18 protein-coding genes and 2 pseudogenes are annotated in these 20,740 nt (G+C 64.2%); 11 read left to right on the top strand and 9 right to left on the bottom strand.

Features of this window, described 5'->3' with window-relative positions; translation table 11 throughout:
* Nucleotides 1-198: 198 nt before the first annotated feature.
* The gene (locus D769_RS17495; protein WP_008647558.1) at nucleotides 199-975 is read right to left on the bottom strand and encodes an enoyl-CoA hydratase; all 777 of its coding nucleotides are present in this window, start codon (nucleotides 973-975) and stop codon (nucleotides 199-201) included.
* A 227-nt stretch (nucleotides 976-1,202) separates the two neighbouring features.
* On the opposite strand from D769_RS17495, the gene paaG reads away from it, so the two are divergent.
* The 3 genes from paaG (at nucleotide 1,203) to paaK (ending at nucleotide 3,916) form a co-directional block, all read left to right on the top strand.
* On the top strand, nucleotides 1,203-2,045 hold the full coding sequence (gene paaG, locus D769_RS17500; RefSeq protein ID WP_008647559.1) for a 2-(1,2-epoxy-1,2-dihydrophenyl)acetyl-CoA isomerase PaaG: 843 nt from the start codon (nucleotides 1,203-1,205) through the stop codon (nucleotides 2,043-2,045).
* 32 nt (nucleotides 2,046-2,077) lie between these two features.
* A complete protein-coding gene (paaI, locus tag D769_RS17505) occupies nucleotides 2,078-2,518 on the top strand; it encodes a hydroxyphenylacetyl-CoA thioesterase PaaI (protein WP_008647561.1) in 441 nt (146 codons plus the stop codon).
* A gap of 93 nt (nucleotides 2,519-2,611) precedes the next feature.
* A complete protein-coding gene (gene paaK / locus D769_RS17510; protein WP_008647562.1) occupies nucleotides 2,612-3,916 on the top strand; it encodes a phenylacetate--CoA ligase PaaK in 1,305 nt (434 codons plus the stop codon).
* Nucleotides 3,917-3,938: 22 nt separating this feature from the next.
* Here the strand turns inward: paaK and norR are convergent, their stop codons facing one another.
* Nucleotides 3,939-5,516, bottom strand: a complete 1,578-nt coding sequence (gene norR, locus D769_RS17515; RefSeq protein ID WP_008647564.1) for a nitric oxide reductase transcriptional regulator NorR — start codon at nucleotides 5,514-5,516, stop codon at nucleotides 3,939-3,941.
* A gap of 160 nt (nucleotides 5,517-5,676) precedes the next feature.
* Between norR and D769_RS17520 the strand changes: the two genes are divergently transcribed.
* Nucleotides 5,677-7,956 (top strand): nitric-oxide reductase large subunit, encoded by a 2,280-nt coding sequence (locus D769_RS17520; protein WP_008647570.1) that lies wholly within the window; start codon nucleotides 5,677-5,679, stop codon nucleotides 7,954-7,956.
* Between the two features lie 18 nt (nucleotides 7,957-7,974).
* Here the strand turns inward: D769_RS17520 and cobA are convergent.
* The 6 genes and pseudogenes from cobA to D769_RS17550 form a co-directional block, all read right to left on the bottom strand.
* Nucleotides 7,975-8,679: pseudogene (cobA, locus tag D769_RS31175) on the bottom strand (uroporphyrinogen-III C-methyltransferase); the annotation flags it as partial.
* 11 nt (nucleotides 8,680-8,690) lie between these two features.
* Entirely contained in the window at nucleotides 8,691-10,172 is a 1,482-nt protein-coding gene (locus tag D769_RS17530; RefSeq protein WP_008647574.1) for a nitrite reductase, read from the bottom strand.
* The gene (gene nirJ, locus D769_RS17535; protein ID WP_008647575.1) at nucleotides 10,169-11,332 is read right to left on the bottom strand and encodes a heme d1 biosynthesis radical SAM protein NirJ; all 1,164 of its coding nucleotides are present in this window, start codon (nucleotides 11,330-11,332) and stop codon (nucleotides 10,169-10,171) included. The genes D769_RS17530 and nirJ overlap by 4 nt, the downstream gene beginning before the upstream one ends.
* A 3-nt stretch (nucleotides 11,333-11,335) precedes the next feature.
* Nucleotides 11,336-11,641, bottom strand: coding sequence for a c-type cytochrome (locus tag D769_RS17540; RefSeq protein WP_008647576.1), 306 nt, complete (start codon nucleotides 11,639-11,641; stop codon nucleotides 11,336-11,338).
* Nucleotides 11,642-11,661: 20 nt separating this feature from the next.
* The gene (locus D769_RS17545) at nucleotides 11,662-13,311 is read right to left on the bottom strand and encodes a nitrite reductase (RefSeq protein ID WP_040011103.1); all 1,650 of its coding nucleotides are present in this window, start codon (nucleotides 13,309-13,311) and stop codon (nucleotides 11,662-11,664) included.
* A 211-nt stretch (nucleotides 13,312-13,522) separates the two neighbouring features.
* The gene (locus D769_RS17550) at nucleotides 13,523-14,662 is read right to left on the bottom strand and encodes an MltA domain-containing protein (RefSeq protein ID WP_193750052.1); all 1,140 of its coding nucleotides are present in this window, start codon (nucleotides 14,660-14,662) and stop codon (nucleotides 13,523-13,525) included.
* A gap of 98 nt (nucleotides 14,663-14,760) precedes the next feature.
* Here D769_RS17550 and D769_RS17555 point away from each other — a divergent pair, with 98 nt between their 5' ends.
* Entirely contained in the window at nucleotides 14,761-14,958 is a 198-nt protein-coding gene (locus D769_RS17555; RefSeq protein ID WP_008647581.1) for a hypothetical protein, read from the top strand.
* Between the two features lie 18 nt (nucleotides 14,959-14,976).
* Here D769_RS17555 and apaG read toward each other — a convergent pair whose 3' ends face one another.
* A complete protein-coding gene (gene apaG, locus D769_RS17560; protein ID WP_008647582.1) occupies nucleotides 14,977-15,351 on the bottom strand; it encodes a Co2+/Mg2+ efflux protein ApaG in 375 nt (124 codons plus the stop codon).
* Nucleotides 15,352-15,519: 168 nt separating this feature from the next.
* Between apaG and rpe the strand changes: the two genes are divergently transcribed.
* The 6 genes and pseudogenes from rpe to trpC form a co-directional block, all read left to right on the top strand.
* Nucleotides 15,520-16,221 (top strand): ribulose-phosphate 3-epimerase, encoded by a 702-nt coding sequence (rpe, locus tag D769_RS17565; RefSeq protein ID WP_008647584.1) that lies wholly within the window; start codon nucleotides 15,520-15,522, stop codon nucleotides 16,219-16,221.
* A gap of 21 nt (nucleotides 16,222-16,242) precedes the next feature.
* On the top strand, nucleotides 16,243-16,983 hold the full coding sequence (gph, locus tag D769_RS17570; protein ID WP_008647585.1) for a phosphoglycolate phosphatase: 741 nt from the start codon (nucleotides 16,243-16,245) through the stop codon (nucleotides 16,981-16,983).
* Between the two features lie 459 nt (nucleotides 16,984-17,442).
* Nucleotides 17,443-18,969: an anthranilate synthase component I gene (gene trpE / locus D769_RS17575; RefSeq protein WP_008647586.1), complete on the top strand. Its 1,527-nt coding sequence runs from the start codon at nucleotides 17,443-17,445 to the stop codon at nucleotides 18,967-18,969.
* Nucleotides 18,970-18,992: 23 nt separating this feature from the next.
* Nucleotides 18,993-19,562 carry an aminodeoxychorismate/anthranilate synthase component II gene (locus tag D769_RS17580; protein WP_008647587.1) on the top strand — a complete coding sequence of 190 codons (570 nt, stop codon included), beginning with the start codon at nucleotides 18,993-18,995 and terminating at the stop codon, nucleotides 19,560-19,562.
* 50 nt (nucleotides 19,563-19,612) lie between these two features.
* Nucleotides 19,613-20,641 (top strand): anthranilate phosphoribosyltransferase, encoded by a 1,029-nt coding sequence (gene trpD / locus D769_RS17585; RefSeq protein WP_008647589.1) that lies wholly within the window; start codon nucleotides 19,613-19,615, stop codon nucleotides 20,639-20,641.
* Between the two features lie 6 nt (nucleotides 20,642-20,647).
* A pseudogene (gene trpC, locus D769_RS31890) lies at nucleotides 20,648-20,740 on the top strand (indole-3-glycerol-phosphate synthase TrpC); the annotation flags it as partial.

Raw genomic sequence — 20,740 nt, forward strand, 5'->3', positions numbered from 1 at the left:
TGCAGTGCGTTTCGTGTTGCGAGGGAGCGAATATTAGGCCGGTTCACCGGGCTTTGCAACACCAATGTCACGTTACCGTGATCAAGAATTCGGCCTGCACTCGGCAAGTCATTGATCGTAAAGAAAAAATGGGCCGGAAATAACTTTCCGGCCCATTTAATAACCCTTGATTATCCTCGGGTATTCCCTAGTCCAAGGTCACCGATTCTGGAAATTGGGTGTACGTTTCTCCACAAACGCTGCCATACCCTCCTTCTGGTCCTCGGTGGCGAAGGTCGAGTGGAACAGGCGGCGCTCGAAGTGGACCCCTTCATTCAGAGTCGTCTCATAGGCAGCGTTCACCGACTCCTTGATCATCATGACAACCGGCAGCGAGTAACCGGCGATGGTCTCGGCCGCGGCCACGGCTTCGTCCACCAGCTTGTCCGCCGGGACGATCCGGGAAACCAGCCCGGCGCGCTCGGCCTCGGTTACATCCATCATGCGTGCGGTCAGGCACATGTCCATCGCCTTGGCCTTGGAGACGGCACGCGGCAGTCGTTGCGTGCCGCCGGCGCCGGGCATCGTGCCGAGCTTCACCTCCGGCTGGCCGAACTTCGCGCTGTCGGCGGCAATCACGATGTCGCACATCATCGCCAGTTCGCAACCACCGCCCAGCGCATAGCCGGCCACGGCGGCGATCACCGGTTTGCGGATGCGCCGGATCGTCTCCCAGTTACGGGTGATGTAGTCGCCCTTGTAGACATCCATATAGGAGTACTTCGCCATCATGCTGATATCCGCCCCTGCGGCGAAGGCGCGCTCGCTCCCCGTGATGACGATGCAGCCGATTGCCTCGTCCTGGTCGAATGCCGTCAGCGCCGCGCCCAGTTCGTCCATCAGCGCGTCATTGAGCGCATTGAGCGCCTTGGGCCGGTTCAGCGTCACCAGACCAACGCGGCCTCGCGTCTCCACCAGGATGTTCTCGTACGACATGTCTGCTCCTTGCAATGCGGTTGGGTTCTATTTGTCGAGTGTCAGCGGGGACGATACTGGCGTGCTTGCGCCCAGCTGGTCAAGCACACCAGCCTCTTGCGCCCTGCCACCATCCCGTCTACTATTTGCCGACCGACTGGTCGGTTAATTTAAAGCGATCGCGTCCTCACTACAATGGCCGTGCATCGCATCGTGGCATCAGATCCACTACCAACCAGGAGAACAATATGGCGCAGGAGACAACCATGCCCCCATCCCAAGCGCAGGCAACTGCGCGCGCAAGCCTCGATTCCGGCCCGATCCTGCTGCACTGGCAGGGTGATGTGGCCGTCGTCACGCTCAACCGCCCCGACAAGCTCAACAGCTTCACACGCGACATGCATCGGGCACTGGTCACCGCGCTCGACCATGTCGAGACAGGCGGTGCCCGCGCGCTATTGCTGACCGGTTCGGGGCGTGGCTTCTGCGCCGGGCAGGATCTGGCCGACCTCGATTTCACCCCCGGCCATGCCACCGACCTTGGTGAACTCATCAATGCGTGGTTCAACCCGCTCGTGCGACGCCTGCAAGCACTGCCCCTGCCGGTCATCGCCGCCGTAAACGGCACGGCAGCGGGCGCGGGGGCGAACCTGGCCTTCGCCTGCGACATCGTGCTCGCGGCCCGGTCGGCCAGCTTCATCCAAGCCTTCGTGAAGATCGGACTGTTGCCCGACTCGGGCGGCACGTGGCTGCTGCCCAAGCGGGTAGGCATGGCCCGCGCGCTTGGCCTGGCCATGACGGGCGACAAGCTCAGCGCCGAAGAGGCCGAGAAATGGGGTCTGGTCTGGGAAGTGATGGACGACCCACTGCTGGCCGAGCAGGCCATGGCGCTGGCCACGCATCTGTCCGCGCAGCCCACGCGCGCCCTGGCGGCGATCAAGCAAGCCATACACGCCAGCGCGACCAACACCTACGACGCCCAACTCGATCTGGAGCGCGACCTGCAGCGCGAGCTTGGCCAATCGCACGACTACAACGAGGGCGTGAACGCCTTCCTCGAAAAACGCGCGCCCCGATTCACCGGCGCCTGACAGCATTCCCGCCAACGCCAAAGGAGACCCGCTTGACGCAAGATCCTCAAGCGCTTGCCGAAGCGGCCGCCCACGCCATGTACGAGTCCGATGCCTGCAGCCGCTGGCTCGGCATGGTCCTGGAAGCGGTCCGCCCCGGCTATGCCCGCATATCGATGCCGATCCGCCCCGAGTTCCTGAACGGCCATGGCATCTGCCACGGTGGACTGATGTTCACTCTGGCCGATTCGACGTTCGCATTCGCCTGCAACAGCCACAACATCAATACGGTGGCGTCGGGCTGCTCGATCGAATTCCTGCGCCCGGTGCATGGCGGCGATGTACTGACAGCCGAAGCGGTCGAGCAGGTCCTGTCCGGCCGCCATGGCATCTACGACATCCGCGTGACCAACCGCGCCGGCGAACCCGTGGCAATGTTCCGTGGCAAGTCGGCCCAGATCAAGGGGCACGTGGTGCCACCCGCGGAGTCCTGACACGCGCGGAAAGACAGCCACGCAGCAAGACCGCGGGAAACAAGCAGAAGCCAGCGCCAACGTAGCGCCACCGATCCGAAAACGGAGACATTCATGATTACGCGCCTGACCGATCTGCCCCTGGAGCCGATCGAGACCGCCAGCCGACAGGAGCTCCAGGCCCTGCAGCTCGATCGTCTGAGATGGTCCCTCCGCCACGCCTATGACCATTCGCCGGTGTACCGGCGCAAGTTCGACGAGGCTGGCGTGCATCCCGACCAAGTGCGATCGCTGGCCGATCTGGCCCGCTTTCCGTTCACGACCAAGAAGGACCTGCGCGATAACTACCCGTTCGGCATGTTCGCGGTGCCGCAGGACAAGATCGCGCGCATCCATGCCTCGTCGGGCACCACCGGCAAACCCACGGTGGTGGGCTACACCCTTGGCGACATCGACACCTGGGCCACGGTCATGGCACGTTCGATCCGCGCCTCGGGCGCCCGGCGCGGCGACAAGGTGCACATCAGCTACGGCTATGGCCTGTTCACCGGTGGACTCGGCGCGCATTACGGCGTGGAGAAGGCAGGCCTCACTGCCATTCCCTTCGGCGGTGGCCAGACCGAGCGGCAGGTGCAACTGATCCAGGACTTCAAGCCCGAGGTCATCATGGTGACGCCGAGCTACATGCTGGCGATCGCCGACGAGCTCGAGCGCCAGGGTGTTGACCCGGCCTCCACATCGCTGAAGATCGGCATCTTCGGCGCGGAGCCGTGGACGCCCGAAATGCGCTTGGCGATCGAGAAGCGGATGGGCATCTCGGCGGTCGATATCTACGGCTTGTCCGAAGTGATGGGCCCGGGCGTCGCCAATGAATGTGCCGAGACCAAGGACGGCCCGACGATCTGGGAAGATCACTTCTACCCCGAGATCATCGACCCCGATACGGGCGAAGTCCTGCCGGACGGCGAGTTCGGCGAACTAGTCTTCACCTCGCTGACGAAGGAAGCGATGCCGGTCATCCGCTATCGCACCCGCGACCTTACGCGCCTGATGCCGGGCAGCGCGCGTGCCGCATTCCGTCGGATGGAGAAGATCACCGGCCGCACCGACGACATGATGATCGTGCGTGGCGTGAACGTATTCCCGTCGCAAATCGAGGAACTGATCCTCAAGCACGCGGAACTCGCGCCTCACTACCAATGCGTGCTGAACAAGGATGGCCCGCTCGATACGCTGATCGTGCGCGTGGAGTGTGCGCATGGGGCAGACCCGGCCACCGCGCGGCAGGCCGAATCGCAGCTCGCGCACGACATCAAGTCCTATATCGGCGTGACGGCGGGCATCGAGATCCTTGCCGAAGGCGGTGTCGAGCGCTCCGTCGGCAAGGCCCGGCGCATCGTCGACCTTCGTCCGCGCTAAGGTACTGCCGCGCCTGAGCGTCCTAGCGCGTTCTTGCCGCACTCTTGCTGCCGCCCGGCTCGTCGCGCTTGACGCCGAGCCGGCGGGCCAGCTTGTGCAGATTGCTGGCATCCATGCCAAGCTGCCGCGCGGCCTGGGCCCAATTCCCGCACTGGGCCTCCAGGGCCTGCTCGATGCACCGGCTCTGGCAGGCCTCCACCGCCTCGCGCAAGCTGGTGGCCGGCGCCGACATAAACGGCGCCGCATCGGCGGCGGCATCGGCTGGCGCGACAACCCCATCCAGATCCAGCAAATCGGTGTCGAGCGTAATGATGTCCTTGCGGCTGGCGCCCCGGCTGAGCAGCTTCAGCGCGGCCCGGCTGATCACATGCTCCAGCTCGCGCACGTTGCCCGGCCACGTGTATCGGCGTAGCGCATCCTGCGCCGCGACGGACAGGCGCAGGCTGCGCAGGCCCAGCCGCGCCCGGTTGAGTTCCAGGAATCGTCCCGCCAGCAGCAGCACGTCATTGCCGCGTTCGCGCAGCGGCGGAATCGGAATGGGATAGACCGAGAGCCGGTGATACAGGTCGGCGCGGAACGAGCCGTCGCGCACATGCTCGCGCAGGTTGCGGTTGGTCGCCGCGATCACGCGCACGTCTACGCGGCGCGGCCGATCGGATCCCAGGCGCTGGATCTCGCCGTTCTGCAGCGTGCGGAGCAGCTTGGCCTGGATGGCCAGCGGCAGCTCCCCCACCTCGTCAAGGAACAGCGTGCCACCGTCGGCGGCCTCGAAGCGCCCAGGGCGCTCGCCCGTCGCACCCGTGAAGGCGCCGCGCACATGGCCGAACAGTTCGCTTTCGGCCAGGGATTCAGGCAGTGCGGCGCAGTTCACGTGAATCAGTGGGCGGTCCCGGCGGCGTGACAGCCGGTGCAGCCGGTGCGCGAACAACTCCTTGCCAACGCCGGTCTCGCCGAGCAGCAGCACCGGCAGTTCAGAATCCGCCACCACGCCGATCTCGTGCATGAGCTGCGCGATTGCCTCGCTCTCTCCGATGATTTCGCCGATGACCTCGCCGTCGTCGCGCACCGTCTCCCCGGCGGCGCCCACCGCACGGCCCATGCGTAGCGCGCGGATCTCGCCCTCCAGCCTCGAGGTGCGGATCGATGCCTCGATCAGCGCCGTCAGCTGGCCCAGTTCCGCCTGGGCCGATGCGGTAAACGTCCCGACTTCCAGGGCATCCAGCGTCACCACGCCCCACGGCTTGCCTTCGCTCTGGAGGCTGATGCCCATGCAGTCGTGGACGGGCAGCGGCTCACCCACGTGCTCGTCGATCAACCCGTCGTACGGATCGGGCAACGCACTGTCATGGTGGAAGCATGTGACGCCGCGCCGCGCCAGGATCGCCGCAAGCCGGGGATGAAGGCCCACGGAGAACCGCCGTCCCAGTGCATCGCGCACGAGGCCATCCACCGCGATCGGACGCAGGTGGTCCTCTTCCAGGCGCAGGATCGCCACCGCTCCGCAGTGGAAATGCGAACGCAAGCACCCTACCAGGCGCTGCAGACGCACGGCCTGGGGAAAGTCGGCGCAAAGGTCCGCAAGAAGCACATCGCTGATCATGGTCAAAACAACCCTAGATAGTCAAAAACACCCTAAACGGCCACGGTGAATATTACCGCGCCCAACGCCAACCCGTTGAATCTTTTAGGACTCTTATCAGGCACGCGAATCGCATAGATGAAGCGGTATTCATTGCGACATCAAGAAGGAGCAATTCATCGTGGGCCCCTACAAGAAACTATGGTTCTTGTTGATCGCCGTGCTGGCGGTCACCTTTTCCTTACTCGGTTACTACGGTGCCGAGGTCTATCGGCAGGCGCCGCCCGTTCCGGCCAAGGTCGTCACCTCGGACGGCGCCACGCTTTTCACCGGTGACGAAATCCTTGACGGCCAAACCGCATGGCAATCCGTCGGTGGTATGCAGCTTGGCTCCATCTGGGGCCACGGTGCCTACCAGGCGCCGGATTGGACGGCCGACTGGCTGCACCGCGAACTGACCGCATGGCTCGACCTGGCCGCGCGTGACCAGTACGGCAAGGATTACGCCGCGCTGGACGCGCCCGCGCAGGCCGCCCTGCGCGCGCAACTCAAGTCCGAGTACCGCAGCAACCAGTTCGACCCGGCCAGCCAGGCGCTGACCGTGTCCGACCGCCGCGCGAAGGCGATTGCCAAGACGGCCGATTACTACAGCCGCCTGTTCTCCGATGCGCCCGAGCTGCACAAGAGCCGGGAGAGCTTCGCGATGAAGGAAAACCCGCTGCCTTCGGCGGAGCGACGCGCTCGCCTGACCAACTTCTTCTTCTGGACCGCCTGGGCAGCCTCCACCGATCGTCCAGGGCACACCGCCACCTACACCAACAACTGGCCGCACGAGCCGCTGATCGACAACCATCCCACTGCGGAGAACATCGTCTGGTCGATCGCGAGCGTGGTGATCCTGCTGGCCGGCGTGGGTCTGCTGGTATGGGCCTGGGCCTTCCTGCGTGGCAAGGAAGAACCCCTGCCTGCCGCACCGGCACGCGACCCGCTGACCACCTTCGCCCTGACGCCTTCGCAACGCGCGCTCGGCAAGTACCTGTTCCTGGTGGTGGCGCTGTTCGCCTTCCAGGTGCTGATCGGCGGCTTCACCGCGCACTACACGGTGGAAGGGCAGAAGTTCTACGGCATCGATGTTTCGCAGTGGTTCCCGTACACGCTGACGCGCACCTGGCACATCCAGAGCGCGCTGTTCTGGATCGCCACCGGCTTCCTGGCTGCCGGCCTGTTCCTGGCGCCGCTGATCAACGGTGGGAAGGACCCGAAGTATCAGAAGCTCGGTGTCGACATCCTGTTCTGGGCGCTGGTGGTCGTGGTGGTCGGCTCCTTTGCCGGCAACTACCTTGCGATCGCGCAGAAGATGCCGCCCAACCTGAACTTCTGGCTCGGCCATCAAGGCTATGAGTATGTGGATCTGGGCCGACTCTGGCAGATCGGCAAGTTCGCTGGCATCGTGATCTGGCTCGTGCTGATGATGCGCGGCATTGCCCCCGCCCTGCGCGCGCGCGGCGGTGACAAGAACCTGCTGGCGCTGCTGACGTCGTCGGTGGTGGCCATCGGCCTGTTCTACGGCGCCGGCCTGTTCTACGGCGAGCGCACCAGCCTGTCGGTGATGGAATACTGGCGCTGGTGGGTCGTCCATCTGTGGGTGGAAGGCTTCTTCGAAGTGTTCGCCACCACCGCACTGGCATTCATCTTCTCCACGCTGGGCCTGGTATCGCGTCCGATGGCCACGACGGCCAGCCTCGCGTCGGCCTCGTTGTTCATGCTCGGCGGTATCCCTGGTACGTTCCACCATCTCTACTTCGCTGGCACCACAACGCCTGTGATGGCCGTCGGCGCGAGCTTCAGCGCGCTGGAAGTCGTGCCGCTGATCGTGCTCGGTCATGAGGCATGGGAAAACTGGCGCCTGAAGGAACGCGCGCCCTGGATGGTCAATCTGCGCTGGCCGCTGATGTTCTTCACCGCTGTGGCGTTCTGGAACATGCTGGGCGCCGGTGTGTTCGGCTTCATGATCAACCCGCCGATCACGCTGTACTTCGTGCAAGGTCTCAATGCCACCGCCGTGCACGCACACGCTGCACTGTTCGGGGTCTACGGCTTCCTGGCGCTTGGCTTCACGCTGCTGGTACTGCGCTATGTCAGGCCCAACTACACGCTGAACCCGCGCCTGATGTCGATTGCGTTCTGGGGAATGAATGGTGGTCTGGTTCTGATGATCGCCACCAGCCTGTTGCCGGTGGGTATCATCCAGTTCATCGCCAGTGCAAGTGAAGGCCTGTGGTATGCACGGAGCGAGGCCTTCATGCAGCAGCCACTCCTGCAAACGCTACGCTGGATGCGTACCTTCGGTGATGTGGTCTTCCTGGTTGGTGCGCTGTCGTTCTCGCTGCAGGTCGTGCTCGGGCTGTTTGGACGGCAGCCCAGCGGCAAGGTCGCCGAAGGCGTGCTGGTCCGTCAATGAAGCAGGGTTGGGGATATCAACAACTTCCCCAACCAGAATGACCGCCGGGCTGGCAAGCCCGGCATCCGCAGCCTCGGTCAGTGTGGCCAGGCTGCCAACCCAACGCTTCTCATCCCCACGGCTAGCATGCATCACCACCGCAACCGGCATTTCCGACCGCATACCCGCTTGCAGCAAGGCGTCGCGAATGGCGGCAAGACGGCTCATCCCCATGTAGATGACGAGCGTCGTCCGGCTGCCGACCAATGCGGCCCAATCGGGATCGCCGTCATCACGCGTATGCGCGGTAACGAAGGTCACACCGTGGCAATGCTGACGATGGGTCAGCGCAATGCCAAGCGCCTGCGCAGCCGCCATGCCGCTGCTGATGCCGTTGACGATTTCCACTTCGATGCCGTGCCCACGCAGGAACTCGGCTTCCTCGCCGCCGCGACCGAACAACAATGGGTCGCCGCCCTTGACACGCGCCACACACCGGCCGGCCAGCGCGTGCTCGAGCGCCTGCTCGTGAATGCTGGACTGACTCACCGAACAGCGGCCGCCACGCTTGCCGACGGAGATAATTTGCGTCCCAGCGTTCGCATAGCACAGCATGGCCTCTGGCACGAGATCGTCCACTAGCCAGACATCCGCTTCACGCAGCGCCCTGACTGCCTTCATGGTGGCGAGTTCCGGATCGCCCGGGCCCACCCCAACCAGCCAGACCTTTCCGGTCGTTTGCATGTTGGTACTCCTCAATGGCTCGTGCCAGACGAGCGCGTAGTCTTGTTGAATACGTTGTACTTGCCGATCGGCTTGTCCATCGGCAGTCGCTTGACTTCCTTCAGCGTCCTGGCGTCGTAGACGACGATCGCCCCATCGGCTTCCATCAGGCTGACCAGCGCATATCGACCATCACGGGTGAACTCCACGTGCGCCGCGGTGCGTCCCGGAGACGGCGTGACACTGCCAACGATGGCGAGTGTCTGCTTGTCGATCACCTGCAATGTGTCGCGCTTCGGACTCATCATCGCGTCGGCCCATGCGTATGGCGTGGCTTCGTGGCTACGCAGGAAGAAGCCCGGCCCATTGGTCGGGATCGTCGCCACGGTCTTCCAGGACTGCATGTCGATCACGCTGATCGCGCCCTGCTTCAGGTTCGGGGATGCCATGACTTCGCGGCCGTTGCGCTTCCACGTAATACCGCTGCCAAGATGTGGCATGCCGGTCAGCGCGAGGTCTGCCACCTTCCGGCCCGCGTCGAGATCGATCACCTGACCCGTGGCCGTGCGCGAGGCGCCAAGAATGTGGCGATACGGCTGATCGAAGAAGAAGTCGTCGAGCACGTCCGTGAGTTCGATCACGCGTGGCTCGAACGTCTTCTTGCCGGTGTATGGGATCTCCCAGACCTCGGGAATATCGCGCAGCGCGACGATGAACGACCCTCGCGGCGCGGCGTCGTAAACGGCTGAAACGCGCGAGGACTTGCCACCCGCGCCCGTAACCGGATAGATGCGCTGCAGCGACAGGTCCGACGCGCGCAGCAGCACCAGCGTCTGGGGCAACGTATTGCCGACCATCACCCACTCGCCATCTTCACTGACCGCTAGATTGCGCGTATTCATGCCGGCGCGGATCTCGGCCACGAGCTTCAGGTTCCAGAGGTCGTACTTGCTGACCCAGCCATCGCGGCTCGCCATGTACACATAGCGTCCGTCGCTGCTGAACTTCGGCCCGCCGTGCAGCGCGAACCGGGTGGTGAATCGGTGAATCGGTTCGAGTTTGTCGCCGTCGAGCACGCTGACGTGATGCGTCCCGGCCTCGACGACCAGAAACAGGTTGGAAGGATCTGCGCTGAAAACGGGCCGGTCCGGCAGCGTGCCGGGTGCGTGATAGACGATGCGCGATGCCTCGATGTCCGCCTGCTCCCAGCGCGGCGTGGCCGCGGGTGCGGAGCGCAGCCAGGTTGCCATCTGCTTGATCGTGGCATCTCCGAGTTCTTTGGAGAAGCCTTGCATCTGCGTGGCCGGACGACCGTTGCGCAGCACGTCGAGCAAGTCGTCGGGCCGCAGCCGCTCCAGGCTTTCCGGCAACAGCGCCGGGCCCATGCCGCCCAGACGATCGGCGCCATGGCACGCCGCACAGTGACTGCTGTAGATGCTGGCGGGATCGATAGTCGTCTCCGCGCTGGCGGCGAATGAAGCAAACATGCACGTCCAGAGAATCGCGTGCTTCATGTCATTGTCTCCAGATTGGGCTGCGCACTGATCTCCGCTTCTGAGAGATAGCAGCCTGGGTCCTGCGCCCACGGATTGCCGCTGACCGCGTAGGCCCGTGCGCGCGTGTTGCCGTTGCAGATGTCACGATGCAGGCAGGTCGCGCATCGGCCCTGCAACGGTCTCGGCCTGGCGGCCAGGCCACGCATCAGCGGATGGCTGCGGTCGGCCCAGATCTCGCCGAACGGGCGCTCGCGCACGTTGCCAAGGGAGAGTTGCCACCACATCGTGTCCGGGTGGACATTGCCGAGGTTGTCGATATTGGCCACGCCGACACCCGTGGCATTGCCGCCCCAGTTGACCAGTCGCTCGCGCATGTCTGCAACGCGCTCGGGCCATTGGCGCGCAATCCAGTACAACAGGAACACGCCATCGGCATCGTTGTTGCCCGTGACGAAGTCCCCGGCGCTACCCTGCTGCGCGCGTGCCCAGACATGCTCGAACAACCACTCGACCGCCGCGCGTGTACCCGCGTGGCGCGCGTCGTCGTCGCGATGGCTGCGGCCTCGCCCGGCGTAGTTGAAGTGGGACAGATAGAACTTGTCGATGCCTTCGGCTTCGGCCAGGGCCACCACGGAAGGCAGCTCGGCCGCGTTGGCCTCGGTCAGCGTCATGCGCACACCCACGCGCAGGCCGGCGTCGCGCGCGATGCGCAGCCCGGCTATCGCCTGGGTAAAGGCGCCATTCATGCGGCGGAAGCGATCGTGTGTGGCTTCGATGCCATCCAGGCTCACGCCGACATAGTCGAACCCTGCCGCAGCGAGCCGCGCAGCGTGTGCCGCGTCGAGCAACGTACCATTCGACGACAGGGAGAGATGAAATCCAAGTTCGCGCGCACGCGCGGCGATCTCGTACAGGTCCGGCCGCAACAGCGGTTCGCCACCGGACAGGATCAGCGCGGGCACGCGCGCCGCCTTGAGCTGGTCGAGCACGGCCATGACTTCGCCGGTCGACAGCTCGCCCTTGAAATCCGTATCGGCAGATGTGGAATAACAGTGCTTGCAGTTGAGATTGCAGCGCCGCACCAGATTCCAGATCACCACGGGACCACTGGCACGGCGCGGCGGGGGGACCGACCCCCCGTCGCGCAGCGCCTCCATGAAGCGGGAGAGTCGGAACATGGATCAGAGGCTTAGCACCCACTTGGCCAACGTGTTGGCTTCCGCCTCGCTGACCTGATTGGGCGGCATCGGGATCGGGCCCCACTTTCCGCTACTTCCCTTCAGGATGCTTTGAGAAAGCTGCGCAGCAGCCGCCTTGTCACCTTTGTACTTCGCGGCGATGTCCTTGTAGGCGGGGCCGACCAGCTTCTTGTCGACGCTGTGGCAAGCCATGCAGTTCTTGCTTGTGGCAAGTTCCTGGCTGGCAAACGCGGTAACCGGCAGCGCGGCAGCAAGTGCCACGGCGGCGATAACTGTAGACGTATGCATGCGAATTCTCCTTCCGCTGATCAATAGACGTCGTGTTGTGTGTTGTGCGCGTTGAACTTGCCCGTCGGGGTAATCAGACGCGGGTCCTTGATCACGGCCTTGAGCTTGCGGGTCTTGTCATCGACCACGACCAGCGCGGACTCGCCATCCTTGGTACCCCAGACCGAGAACCAGACTTCATCACCGGCCTGGTTGTACTCGGCCTGCACCACACGCTTCGCGCCTTCGCCCTTCAGGTTCGCCCATTCGGCGATCGGCAGCACCTTGTAGCCGTCTTCCAGCTTCTGCGTATCGAACACCGCCACGCTCTGGTTCAGCTTCGCGTCGGGATTGAGCGGCGTATCCACCCACAGGTTGTGCGACTTCGGATTGGTCTTGATGAACAGCGAGCCACCGCCCTGACCCTTGAGCGTTTCCACCACCTTCCAGGCCTGCGCCTTGTGGTTGATAGGGTCGGTGCCGATCAGGCTGATGGTTTCGTCGCCGAGATGGCTCGTGGCCCAGACCGGACCGAACTTCGGATGCATGAAGTTGGCGCCACGTCCCGGGTGCGGGGTCTTGCCGACATCGACCAGCGCGGCCAGCTTGTCTTCCTTGGTATCCACGACAGCGATCTTGTTCGATGCGTTCGCGGCCACCAGGAAGTAGCGACCCGTGGAGTCGAAACCACCGTCGTGAAGGAACTTGGCGGAATCGATCGTGGTGGTCTTCAGGTTCTTCAGATCCGAATAATCCACCATCAGGATCTTGCCGGTTTCCTTCGCGTTGATGACGAACTCGGGACGGAAATGGCTGGCAACGATCGATGCGACACGCGGCTCGGGGTGGTACTCGTTGTCGACGGTCATGCCGCGTGTGGACACTACCTTCAGCGGCTTGAGCGTGTCACCTTCCATGATCACGTACTGCGGCGGCCAGTACGAGCCGGCCACGGCGTACTTGTCTTCGTAGCCTTTGTACTTCGAGGTTTCCACCGAACGCGCTTCGAGGCCGATCTTTACTTCCGCGACGTTGTCGGGCTTGGGCAGCCACAGGTCGATCAGGTTCAGACGCGCATCGCGGCCGATCACGTACAGGTAGCGCCCGGACGCCGACATGCGCGAGATGTGCACCGCGTAGCCGGTCTTGACGATATTGATGATCTGCTTGCTGTCGCCGTCGATCAGCGCGACCTCACCGGAATCACGCAGCGTGACCGAGAACAGGTTCTGCAGGTTGTAGTTGTTCATCTTGCGCGTTGGCCGCTTGGCCACGGGCACGATGTCCTTGCGCGATTTTTCGATGTCGGCCAGCGAGAATTCCGGCGGTGTCGGAGGATCGAGCTGGATGTAGCGCGCCATCAGGTCGACCTCGGGATCGGTGAGATCGCCCGAGGTGCCCCAGTTGGGCATACCGGCCGGACTGCCGTACTTGATGAACGTCTTCAGGTATTCGGTGCCACGGGCACGCGTGATGTCGGGTGTCAGCGGTTTGCCCGTAGCGCCCTTGCGCAGCACGCCATGGCAGCCTGCGCACCGTTCGAAATAGATCTGCCTGGCGTGGTTGAATTCTTCCGCAGTCAGCTTCGGCTCGGGATTCTGAGTCGGCGCCGTCTGGGCGCTACCGTGCGCACTCCAGAAGAAGAGCGGCATGGCCGCCAGTGCGGGGAACATCCATGATTTCGCTTTCATGATTTTTCATTAGCGAGTGGGGAATGCTGTGCTGCGGCACCGTGCGTGGAGCGCGGCGCGCGACAGATGTTCCAATCATGGGGAAGAAGAACTGCATCGCGATTGACACGAGTCAACGCGGGGAACGGGGCAGGAGAATAACCCTGCTACGTGTCAGGGAACTAACTCGAACGGCGGGCATTGCTGTATGTAGCCCGCCGGTAACATGACGTCAGCTGCGCGGCATCAGGACCCACATCCTGCCGCCCTGCTTCATGCGGCCGGCGGCCTCGCCCGCGGCGTCGCCGGCGCCCCAGAAGAAGTCCGCGCGCACGCCACCCTTGATGGCGGAGCCCGTGTCCTGCGCGAACATCAGACGTTGAATCGGTTCAGAGGAAAGTGGCCGTGTGGTCGACAGGAAAACCGGCACGCCAAGCGGGATGGTTGCGGGATCAACTGCTATCGAGCGTTCCGCCGTTAGCGGCACGCCCAGCGCGCCTACCGGTCCTTCGTTGGTCGGCGGCAATTCGCGGAAGAACACAAAGCGCGGATTGACGTTGAGCATTTCGTCCACGCGTCCCGGGTTGGCACGCGCCCATGCCTTGATGCCCTGCATCGTGGCCTGCGCCGGCGTGATCTCGCCACGGTCGAGCAGCCATTTGCCGAAAGAGCGGAACGGCTGGTCATTGGTACCGCCGTAGCCGACACGCATCATCGTGCCATCGGCCATGCGGATGCGGCCGGAGCCCTGGATCTGCAGGAACGCGGCTTCGACCGGATCATCCACCCAGGCCAGTTCGCTGCCACGCATCGCCGGGTTCTGCAGCAGTTCGGCGCGCGGCGGCAACATGCCCTTGCCGAGTTGCGGCGGCCGGCGATAGAGCGGGACCTGATACGCACCCTGACGCGTGCGGGAGCCGTGCAGGATCGGTTCGTAGTACCCGGTGATCAACCCGTTGTCCGTCCCATCGACGTTGACCACGCGGTATGGCAGGAAGTTGGTTTCGAAGTATGCGCGCATCGCCACGAGATCGCCGGCGTCCACCATCAGGCCAACGGCGCAGACGCGGTTCCAGTCGGCGCGCTTTTTCAGCGCCTGGCAGCTCGCCAGCAGCGCGGGCCAGGCGGCACGCACGTCGTCCTGACTCCAGCCACCGATTTCCGCCCAGCTTGCCGGTTGCAACCGGCCTGCCGCGGAGGAGGTCGCAGGTGCCTTCCCGCCCGGGACGCCGCCCGGACCTTCGATACGCGGGGGCGGACCGCTCATGCAGCCGGCCAGTAGCGCGGCAGCGCCCGTCAAGGCAAGCCAGCCGCGCCAGGAAGTGTTGCTCGACGACGCGCGGGGCGCGCGCAGGGAATACTGATTTGCCATCTTGTCCATTCTTCGCGGACACGGCCGGCGGTCAGACAGTCCACAACCCCGCGCATGTCCTACAATCTCAACCCGATCCGTCGACTGACCCCTTCGCGATGAGCCAGTTCTTCGAAAACCACCCTACCCTGCTACTTGCCGCCGAAGCCGGCGTGGCGCTGCTGTTGCTGATCTTCATCGTGGTCTGGACGATGAGCACCGCCAAGAAGAATCCGCGCCCCACGCGCGCGCCGGAGGACCATCCGTCCCGCGCCAAGCAGACCTCGACGGATGCAGACACGCCGCCCGAGGCCTAGTTCCCGCCGTGCGGCGGTTCAGTGCAGCATTCGGGGCAGCACCAGCGCGAATTCGGGAATCGGCACCTCGAAACGGTGGCCGTCTTCGGCCACGCAGAAATAATCGCCCTTCATCGATCCCACCGGGGTGGAGATCGTCGCCCAGCTCGAATACTCGAAGTGCTCGCCCGGCTTGAGCAGCGGCTGATGGCCGACCACGCCCAGGCCCGAGACTTCCTGCGTCGAGTTGTCGCTGTCGGTGATGATCCAGTGGCGCGAGATCAGCTGCGCGGCGACTTCGCCGGTGTTGTGGATCGTGATGGTGTAGGCGAACGCGTAGCGTCCACGGTCTGGGTCCGATTGGTCCGGCATGTACTGCGTGCGCACGGCCACGGAAAATGCGTACTCGCTCATGTATCGACGTGGTAAGAAGGGTCGGCAGGCCGCGCGGCGGCCGGGTGTTGCGCATTGTGCGGCAAGGCCATGGCAGGGGCAAGCGGCCCGGCCAGGCGTTCGTCCCGACTCCGGGGGCCCGACCGGCGTAAAATACCGCCCATTCCGCCTTCAGCCCGCCCGAATATCATGAGCAGCCCCACCTTCCGCATTGCCCCATCCATCCTGTCCGCCGACTTTGCCCGCCTGGGCGAGGAAGTGCGCCGCGTCACCGAAGCCGGCGCTGACTGGATCCATTTCGATGTGATGGACAACCACTACGTGCCCAACCTGACCGTGGGGCCGCTGGTCTGCGAGGCGATCCGCCCGCACGTCACCGCCCCGATCGACGTGCACCTGATGGTACGTCCGGTGGATCGCATCATCCCGGACTTTGCCCGCGCCGGCGCCAACATCATCACATTCCACCCCGAGGCCAGCGACCATATCGACCGCTCGCTCGCGCTGATCCGCGACAACGGCTGCCAGGCCGGCCTGGTGTTCAACCCGGCCACGTCGCTGCACTACCTGGACCACGTGATGGACCGCCTGGACGTGATCCTGCTGATGTCCGTGAACCCGGGCTTCGGCGGCCAGTCTTTCATTCCCGAGACGCTGAACAAGCTGCGCGCCGTGCGCCAGCGCATCGACGCGTACACCGCGCGCACGGGCCGCCAGATCCTGCTGGAGGTGGACGGTGGCGTGAAGGTGGACAACATCGCCGAGATCGCCGCGGCTGGCGCGGATACGTTCGTGGCGGGCTCCGCCGTATTCGGCAAGCCGGACGCCGACGGCGGCTACAAGGGCGTCATCGGCGCGCTGCGGGCCGAATTGGCCACGGTTGGCAAGTAATCAGGCAGGGAAGTCACGCGCATGAGTCTCGAAATACTGCGCCGCACGGACTGGCACGCCATCCGGGCGGTGATCGTCGACCTCGATGGCACCATGGTCGACACCGCTGGCGATTTTCACGCCGCCGTCAACGCGATGCTGCTGGCCCTGGCGCACAAGCATCCCAACCTGGGCCCGGTCGAGCCGATGTCCCAGGAGGACATTGTCAGCTTCGTCGGCAAGGGTTCGGAGAACCTGATCCGCCGCGTGCTGGACGCGCGTTTCTCGCCGCTGCACGCGAACGGGCTGTTCGCTGATGCCTACGCGCTGTACGACCGCGAGTACGTGCGGATCAACGGCCAGTTTTCGAACGTCTACCCGAATGTCCGCGAGGGCCTGACGGCGCTCAAGGCGATGGGCCTGCGCATGGCCTGCGTGACCAACAAGCCGTGGAACTTCACCGAGCCGCTGCTGGCCCGTACCGGCCTGGCCCAGTATTTCGATCTGGTCTACGGCGGCGACGCGTTCGCCCTGCGCAAACCCGATCCGTATCCACTGCTCAAGGTGGCCGAGGCATTCCGGGTCGATCCGGAGGCCGTGCTGGCCATCGGCGACTCCGAAAATGATGCGCGGGCGGCTCGTGCGGCGGGCATGGGAGTGCTCTTGATGCCATATGGCTACAACCATGGCAATCCTGTACAAGACGTCGACGCCGATGGTATAGTCCCCGACATTGCCCGCGTGGCTGCGCTTCTTGCCGCACATCGGGCAACACACCGCTAAACCCGGCTGAACACCATTCAATGTTCCTCAACCGCAAACGCAACTTTCTTGGCAGTGATCGGCAGGCTTGGCCCTGGCGTCGCTGGCGCGCCTTTGAACAGGCGTAAAGTGCGTTCGCGAGTTTCCTGACGGGCTTGCGGGGATACATCGGGACTTATTAAGTCCGCCGCAGTCACCCCCCAAGCTCCGCCGGCCCGGTCCAGATTCACTGTCGACCGACGTCTCCGGCAGATCCTTCCGCCAGCGCCGTAGCCCAGATGCCTGTGTGCTACGGTTAGCTCATGAACGCGCCGCACGCCACGCCTTCGGCCGTGTGCGCGCGTGCGTCAAACGCGTGTGCTACACGGTCCGCTCCCGGGGCGGGTTGCCGCAACTTCTCCAGCCCTCCCCCTGCCGACGACACACGCGGCGCCGCCTGAACCCGACCATCGTGGCGGGCGCCGCAAGAAGAGGATCGACATGACCGAACTGGAATTCAAATCGCTGGCCGACCAGGGATACAACCGCATTCCCATCATCGCCGAGGCGCTGGCCGACCTGGAAACCCCGCTGTCGCTGTACCTGAAGCTGGCCCAGTCGCAAACGCGTGGCGTGAACACATTCCTGCTGGAATCGGTGGTCGGGGGCGAGCGTTTCGGCCGCTACTCCTTCATCGGCCTGCATGCCCGCACGCTGCTGCGCGCCTACGGGCACCGTGCCGAAGTGGTCACCGACGGCAAGGTCGTGGAGACGCACGAAGGCAACCCGCTCGATTTCATCGCCGAGTTCGAAAGCCGCTTCAAGGTGGCACTGCGCCCCGGATTGCCGCGCTTCTGCGGTGGTCTGGCCGGCTACTTCGGCTATGACGCGGTCCGCTATATCGAAAAGAAGCTGGCCGACACCCAGATGCCGGACGACCTCGGCCTGCCCGATATCCAGTTGCTGCTGTGCGAGGAACTGGCGGTCATCGACAATCTGTCCGGCAAGCTCTACCTGATCGTCTACGCCGACCCGACCACGCCGGAAGCCTATTCCCGCGCCCGCCAGCGCCTGCGCGAACTGCGCATGAAGCTGCGCCAACCCGTGGATGTGCCGGTGACGAGCCCCTCCGTGCTGACCGAGGTCTATCGCGAATTCGCCAAGCCCGACTACCTGGCCGCCGTGCACAAGGCCAAGGAATACATCATGGCCGGCGACATGATGCAGGTGCAGGTGGGCCAGCGCCTGATGAAGCCGTATCGGGACTCGCCGCTGTCGCTCTACCGCGCGCTGCGTTCGCTGAATCCGTCGCCGTACATGTACTTCTACAACTTCGGCGATTTCCAGGTGGTGGGCGCCTCGCCCGAAATCCTGGTGCGCCAGGAGACCCGAAAGGTCGGCGGCGCCCAGGCCAACGGCGACACGCAGAATGCCCGCATCGTCACGATCCGCCCGCTGGCCGGCACCCGCCCGCGCGGCAGCACCCCCGAGCGCGATGCCCAACTGGCCACGGAACTGCTCAACGATCCGAAGGAGATCGCCGAGCACGTGATGCTGATCGACCTGGCTCGCAACGACATCGGCCGCATCGCGGAAACGGGTTCGGTCAAGGTCACCGACAAGATGGTGATCGAGAAGTACTCGCACGTGCAGCACATTGTCAGTTCCGTGGAAGGCACGCTGCGCGACGGCATCAGCAACCTCGACGTGCTGCGCGCCACGTTCCCGGCCGGCACACTGTCCGGCGCGCCGAAGGTGCGCGCGATGGAAATCATCGATGAACTGGAACCGCGCAAGCGCGGCATCTACGGCGGCGCCGTGGGCTACCTGTCGTTCGGTGGCGAGATGGATCTGGCCATTGCCATCCGCACCGGTGTGATCAAGGACGGCAATCTCTATGTGCAGGCCGCGGCCGGCATCGTGGCGGATTCGGACCCCGAAGCCGAATGGAGGGAAACCGAAGCGAAGGCACGCGCCGTGATCCGCGCCGCCGAACAGGTCCAGGACGGTCTGGACGCCGACCTCTGAGCCCAGGAACAGGAGAAACGAACATGCTGCTGATGATCGACAACTACGACTCGTTCACCTACAACCTGGTGCAGTATTTCGGCGAACTAGGCGCCGATGTGCGGACCTTCCGCAACGACGAGATCACGATCGAGGAAATCGAAGCGCTCAAGCCCGACCATATCTGCGTGTCGCCGGGGCCGTGCAGCCCGCACGAGGCCGGCATCTCGGTGCCCGTGCTGCAACACTTCGCGGGCAAGATTCCGCTGCTGGGCGTGTGCCTGGGCCACCAGGCCATCGGCGAGGCGTTCGGCGGCAAGGTGATCCGCGCCAAGCAGGTGATGCACGGCAAGGTCAGCACGATCGAGACCACGCAGGAAGGCGTCTTCGCCGGGCTGCCCAAACACTTCGACGTGACGCGCTATCATTCGCTGGCCATCGAGCGCGAAACGCTGCCCGATTGCCTGGCTGTCACCGCCTGGACGCCGGACGGCGAGATCATGGGTGTGCGCCACAAGACGCTGGCCGTCGAGGGTGTGCAGTTCCATCCGGAATCGATCCTGTCCGAACACGGCCATGCGCTGCTGGCCAACTTCATCAAGGCGCCACGATGAGGCGCACAGATTTTTCCGCTTTCGCCGCACACTCTGCCCAAGAATCCGCCATGTCCATCACGCCGCAGGAAGCACTGACGCGCTGCATCGAGCACCGCGAGATCTTTCACGACGAAATGCTGCACCTGATGCGGCAGATCATGCAGGGGCAGATGTCCCCCGTGATGGCCGCCGCCATCCTGACCGGCCTGCGCGTCAAGAAGGAGACGATCGGCGAGATCTCCGCAGCGGCACAGGTGATGCGCGAGTTCGCCAATCACGTGATCGTCAAGGACCGCGAGAACTTCGTGGATATCGTCGGCACCGGCGGCGACGGTTCGCACACGTTCAACATTTCCACCGCGTCGATGTTCGTCGCCGCTGCCGCTGGCGCGAAGATCGCCAAGCATGGCAACCGTGGCGTGTCGTCGAAGTCCGGCAGCGCCGACGTGCTCGAGGCGCTGGGCGTGAACATCATGCTGACGCCGGAGCAGGTAGGCCAGTGCATCGAGCAGACCGGCATCGGCTTCATGTTCGCCCCGACCCATCATCCGGCCATGAAGAACGTGGCGCCGATCCGCAAGGAAATGGGCGTGCGCACCATCTTCAACATTCTCGGCCCCCTGACCAATCCCGCCGATGCGCCGAACATCCTGATGGGCGTGTTCCATCCGGACCTGGTCGGCATCCAGGTGCGCGTGATGCAGCGCCTGGGCGCGCAACATGCGATCGTGGTCTATGGCAAGGACGGCATGGACGAGGTATCGCTCGGCGCGGCAACGCTGGTGGGCGAACTCAAGGACGGCGAAGTGCGCGAGTACGAGATCCATCCTGAAGACTTCGGCCTGTCGATGATCTCGAACCGCGGGCTGAAGGTGGCAGACGCCGTCGAGTCGAAGGAAATGCTGCTGGAAGCGCTGGGCGATGTGCCCGGCACCCCGCGCGAAATCGTGTCGCTGAACGCCGGCACCGCGCTCTACGCGGCCAATGTGGCCAGTTCGATCGAGGATGGTATCCGCCGCGCGCGCGAAGCCATCGCCAGTGGCGCCGCTCGCGAGAAGCTCGACCAGTTCGTGCGCGCCACCCAGCAATTCAAGTGAGCCCCCATGTCAGCCAAGTCCGACATCCTGGAAAAGATCCTGGCCGTGAAGGCCGATGAGGTGGCAGCCGCGCGCAAGAAGCGCGACCTGCCGAGCCTG

Source organism: Cupriavidus sp. HMR-1, from assembly GCF_000319775.1.
GTDB lineage: Bacteria > Pseudomonadota > Gammaproteobacteria > Burkholderiales > Burkholderiaceae > Cupriavidus > Cupriavidus metallidurans.

Excerpts from the sequence above, each read along its gene's own strand:
- D769_RS17495 (WP_008647558.1), bottom strand. The coding sequence starts at position 975 with ATGTCGTACGAGAACATCCTGGTGGAGACGCGAGGCCGCGTTGGTCTG.
- paaG (WP_008647559.1), top strand. The coding sequence starts at position 1,203 with ATGGCGCAGGAGACAACCATGCCCCCATCCCAAGCGCAGGCAACTGCG.
- paaK (WP_008647562.1), top strand. The coding sequence starts at position 2,612 with ATGATTACGCGCCTGACCGATCTGCCCCTGGAGCCGATCGAGACCGCC.
- norR (WP_008647564.1), bottom strand. The coding sequence starts at position 5,516 with ATGATCAGCGATGTGCTTCTTGCGGACCTTTGCGCCGACTTTCCCCAG.
- D769_RS17530 (WP_008647574.1), bottom strand. The coding sequence starts at position 10,172 with ATGAAGCACGCGATTCTCTGGACGTGCATGTTTGCTTCATTCGCCGCC.
- nirJ (WP_008647575.1), bottom strand. The coding sequence starts at position 11,332 with ATGTTCCGACTCTCCCGCTTCATGGAGGCGCTGCGCGACGGGGGGTCG.
- D769_RS17540 (WP_008647576.1), bottom strand. The coding sequence starts at position 11,641 with ATGCATACGTCTACAGTTATCGCCGCCGTGGCACTTGCTGCCGCGCTG.
- D769_RS17545 (WP_040011103.1), bottom strand. The coding sequence starts at position 13,311 with ATGAAAGCGAAATCATGGATGTTCCCCGCACTGGCGGCCATGCCGCTC.
- D769_RS17550 (WP_193750052.1), bottom strand. The coding sequence starts at position 14,662 with ATGGCAAATCAGTATTCCCTGCGCGCGCCCCGCGCGTCGTCGAGCAAC.
- D769_RS17555 (WP_008647581.1), top strand. The coding sequence starts at position 14,761 with ATGAGCCAGTTCTTCGAAAACCACCCTACCCTGCTACTTGCCGCCGAA.
- apaG (WP_008647582.1), bottom strand. The coding sequence starts at position 15,351 with ATGAGCGAGTACGCATTTTCCGTGGCCGTGCGCACGCAGTACATGCCG.
- rpe (WP_008647584.1), top strand. The coding sequence starts at position 15,520 with ATGAGCAGCCCCACCTTCCGCATTGCCCCATCCATCCTGTCCGCCGAC.
- gph (WP_008647585.1), top strand. The coding sequence starts at position 16,243 with ATGAGTCTCGAAATACTGCGCCGCACGGACTGGCACGCCATCCGGGCG.
- trpE (WP_008647586.1), top strand. The coding sequence starts at position 17,443 with ATGACCGAACTGGAATTCAAATCGCTGGCCGACCAGGGATACAACCGC.
- D769_RS17580 (WP_008647587.1), top strand. The coding sequence starts at position 18,993 with ATGCTGCTGATGATCGACAACTACGACTCGTTCACCTACAACCTGGTG.
- trpD (WP_008647589.1), top strand. The coding sequence starts at position 19,613 with ATGTCCATCACGCCGCAGGAAGCACTGACGCGCTGCATCGAGCACCGC.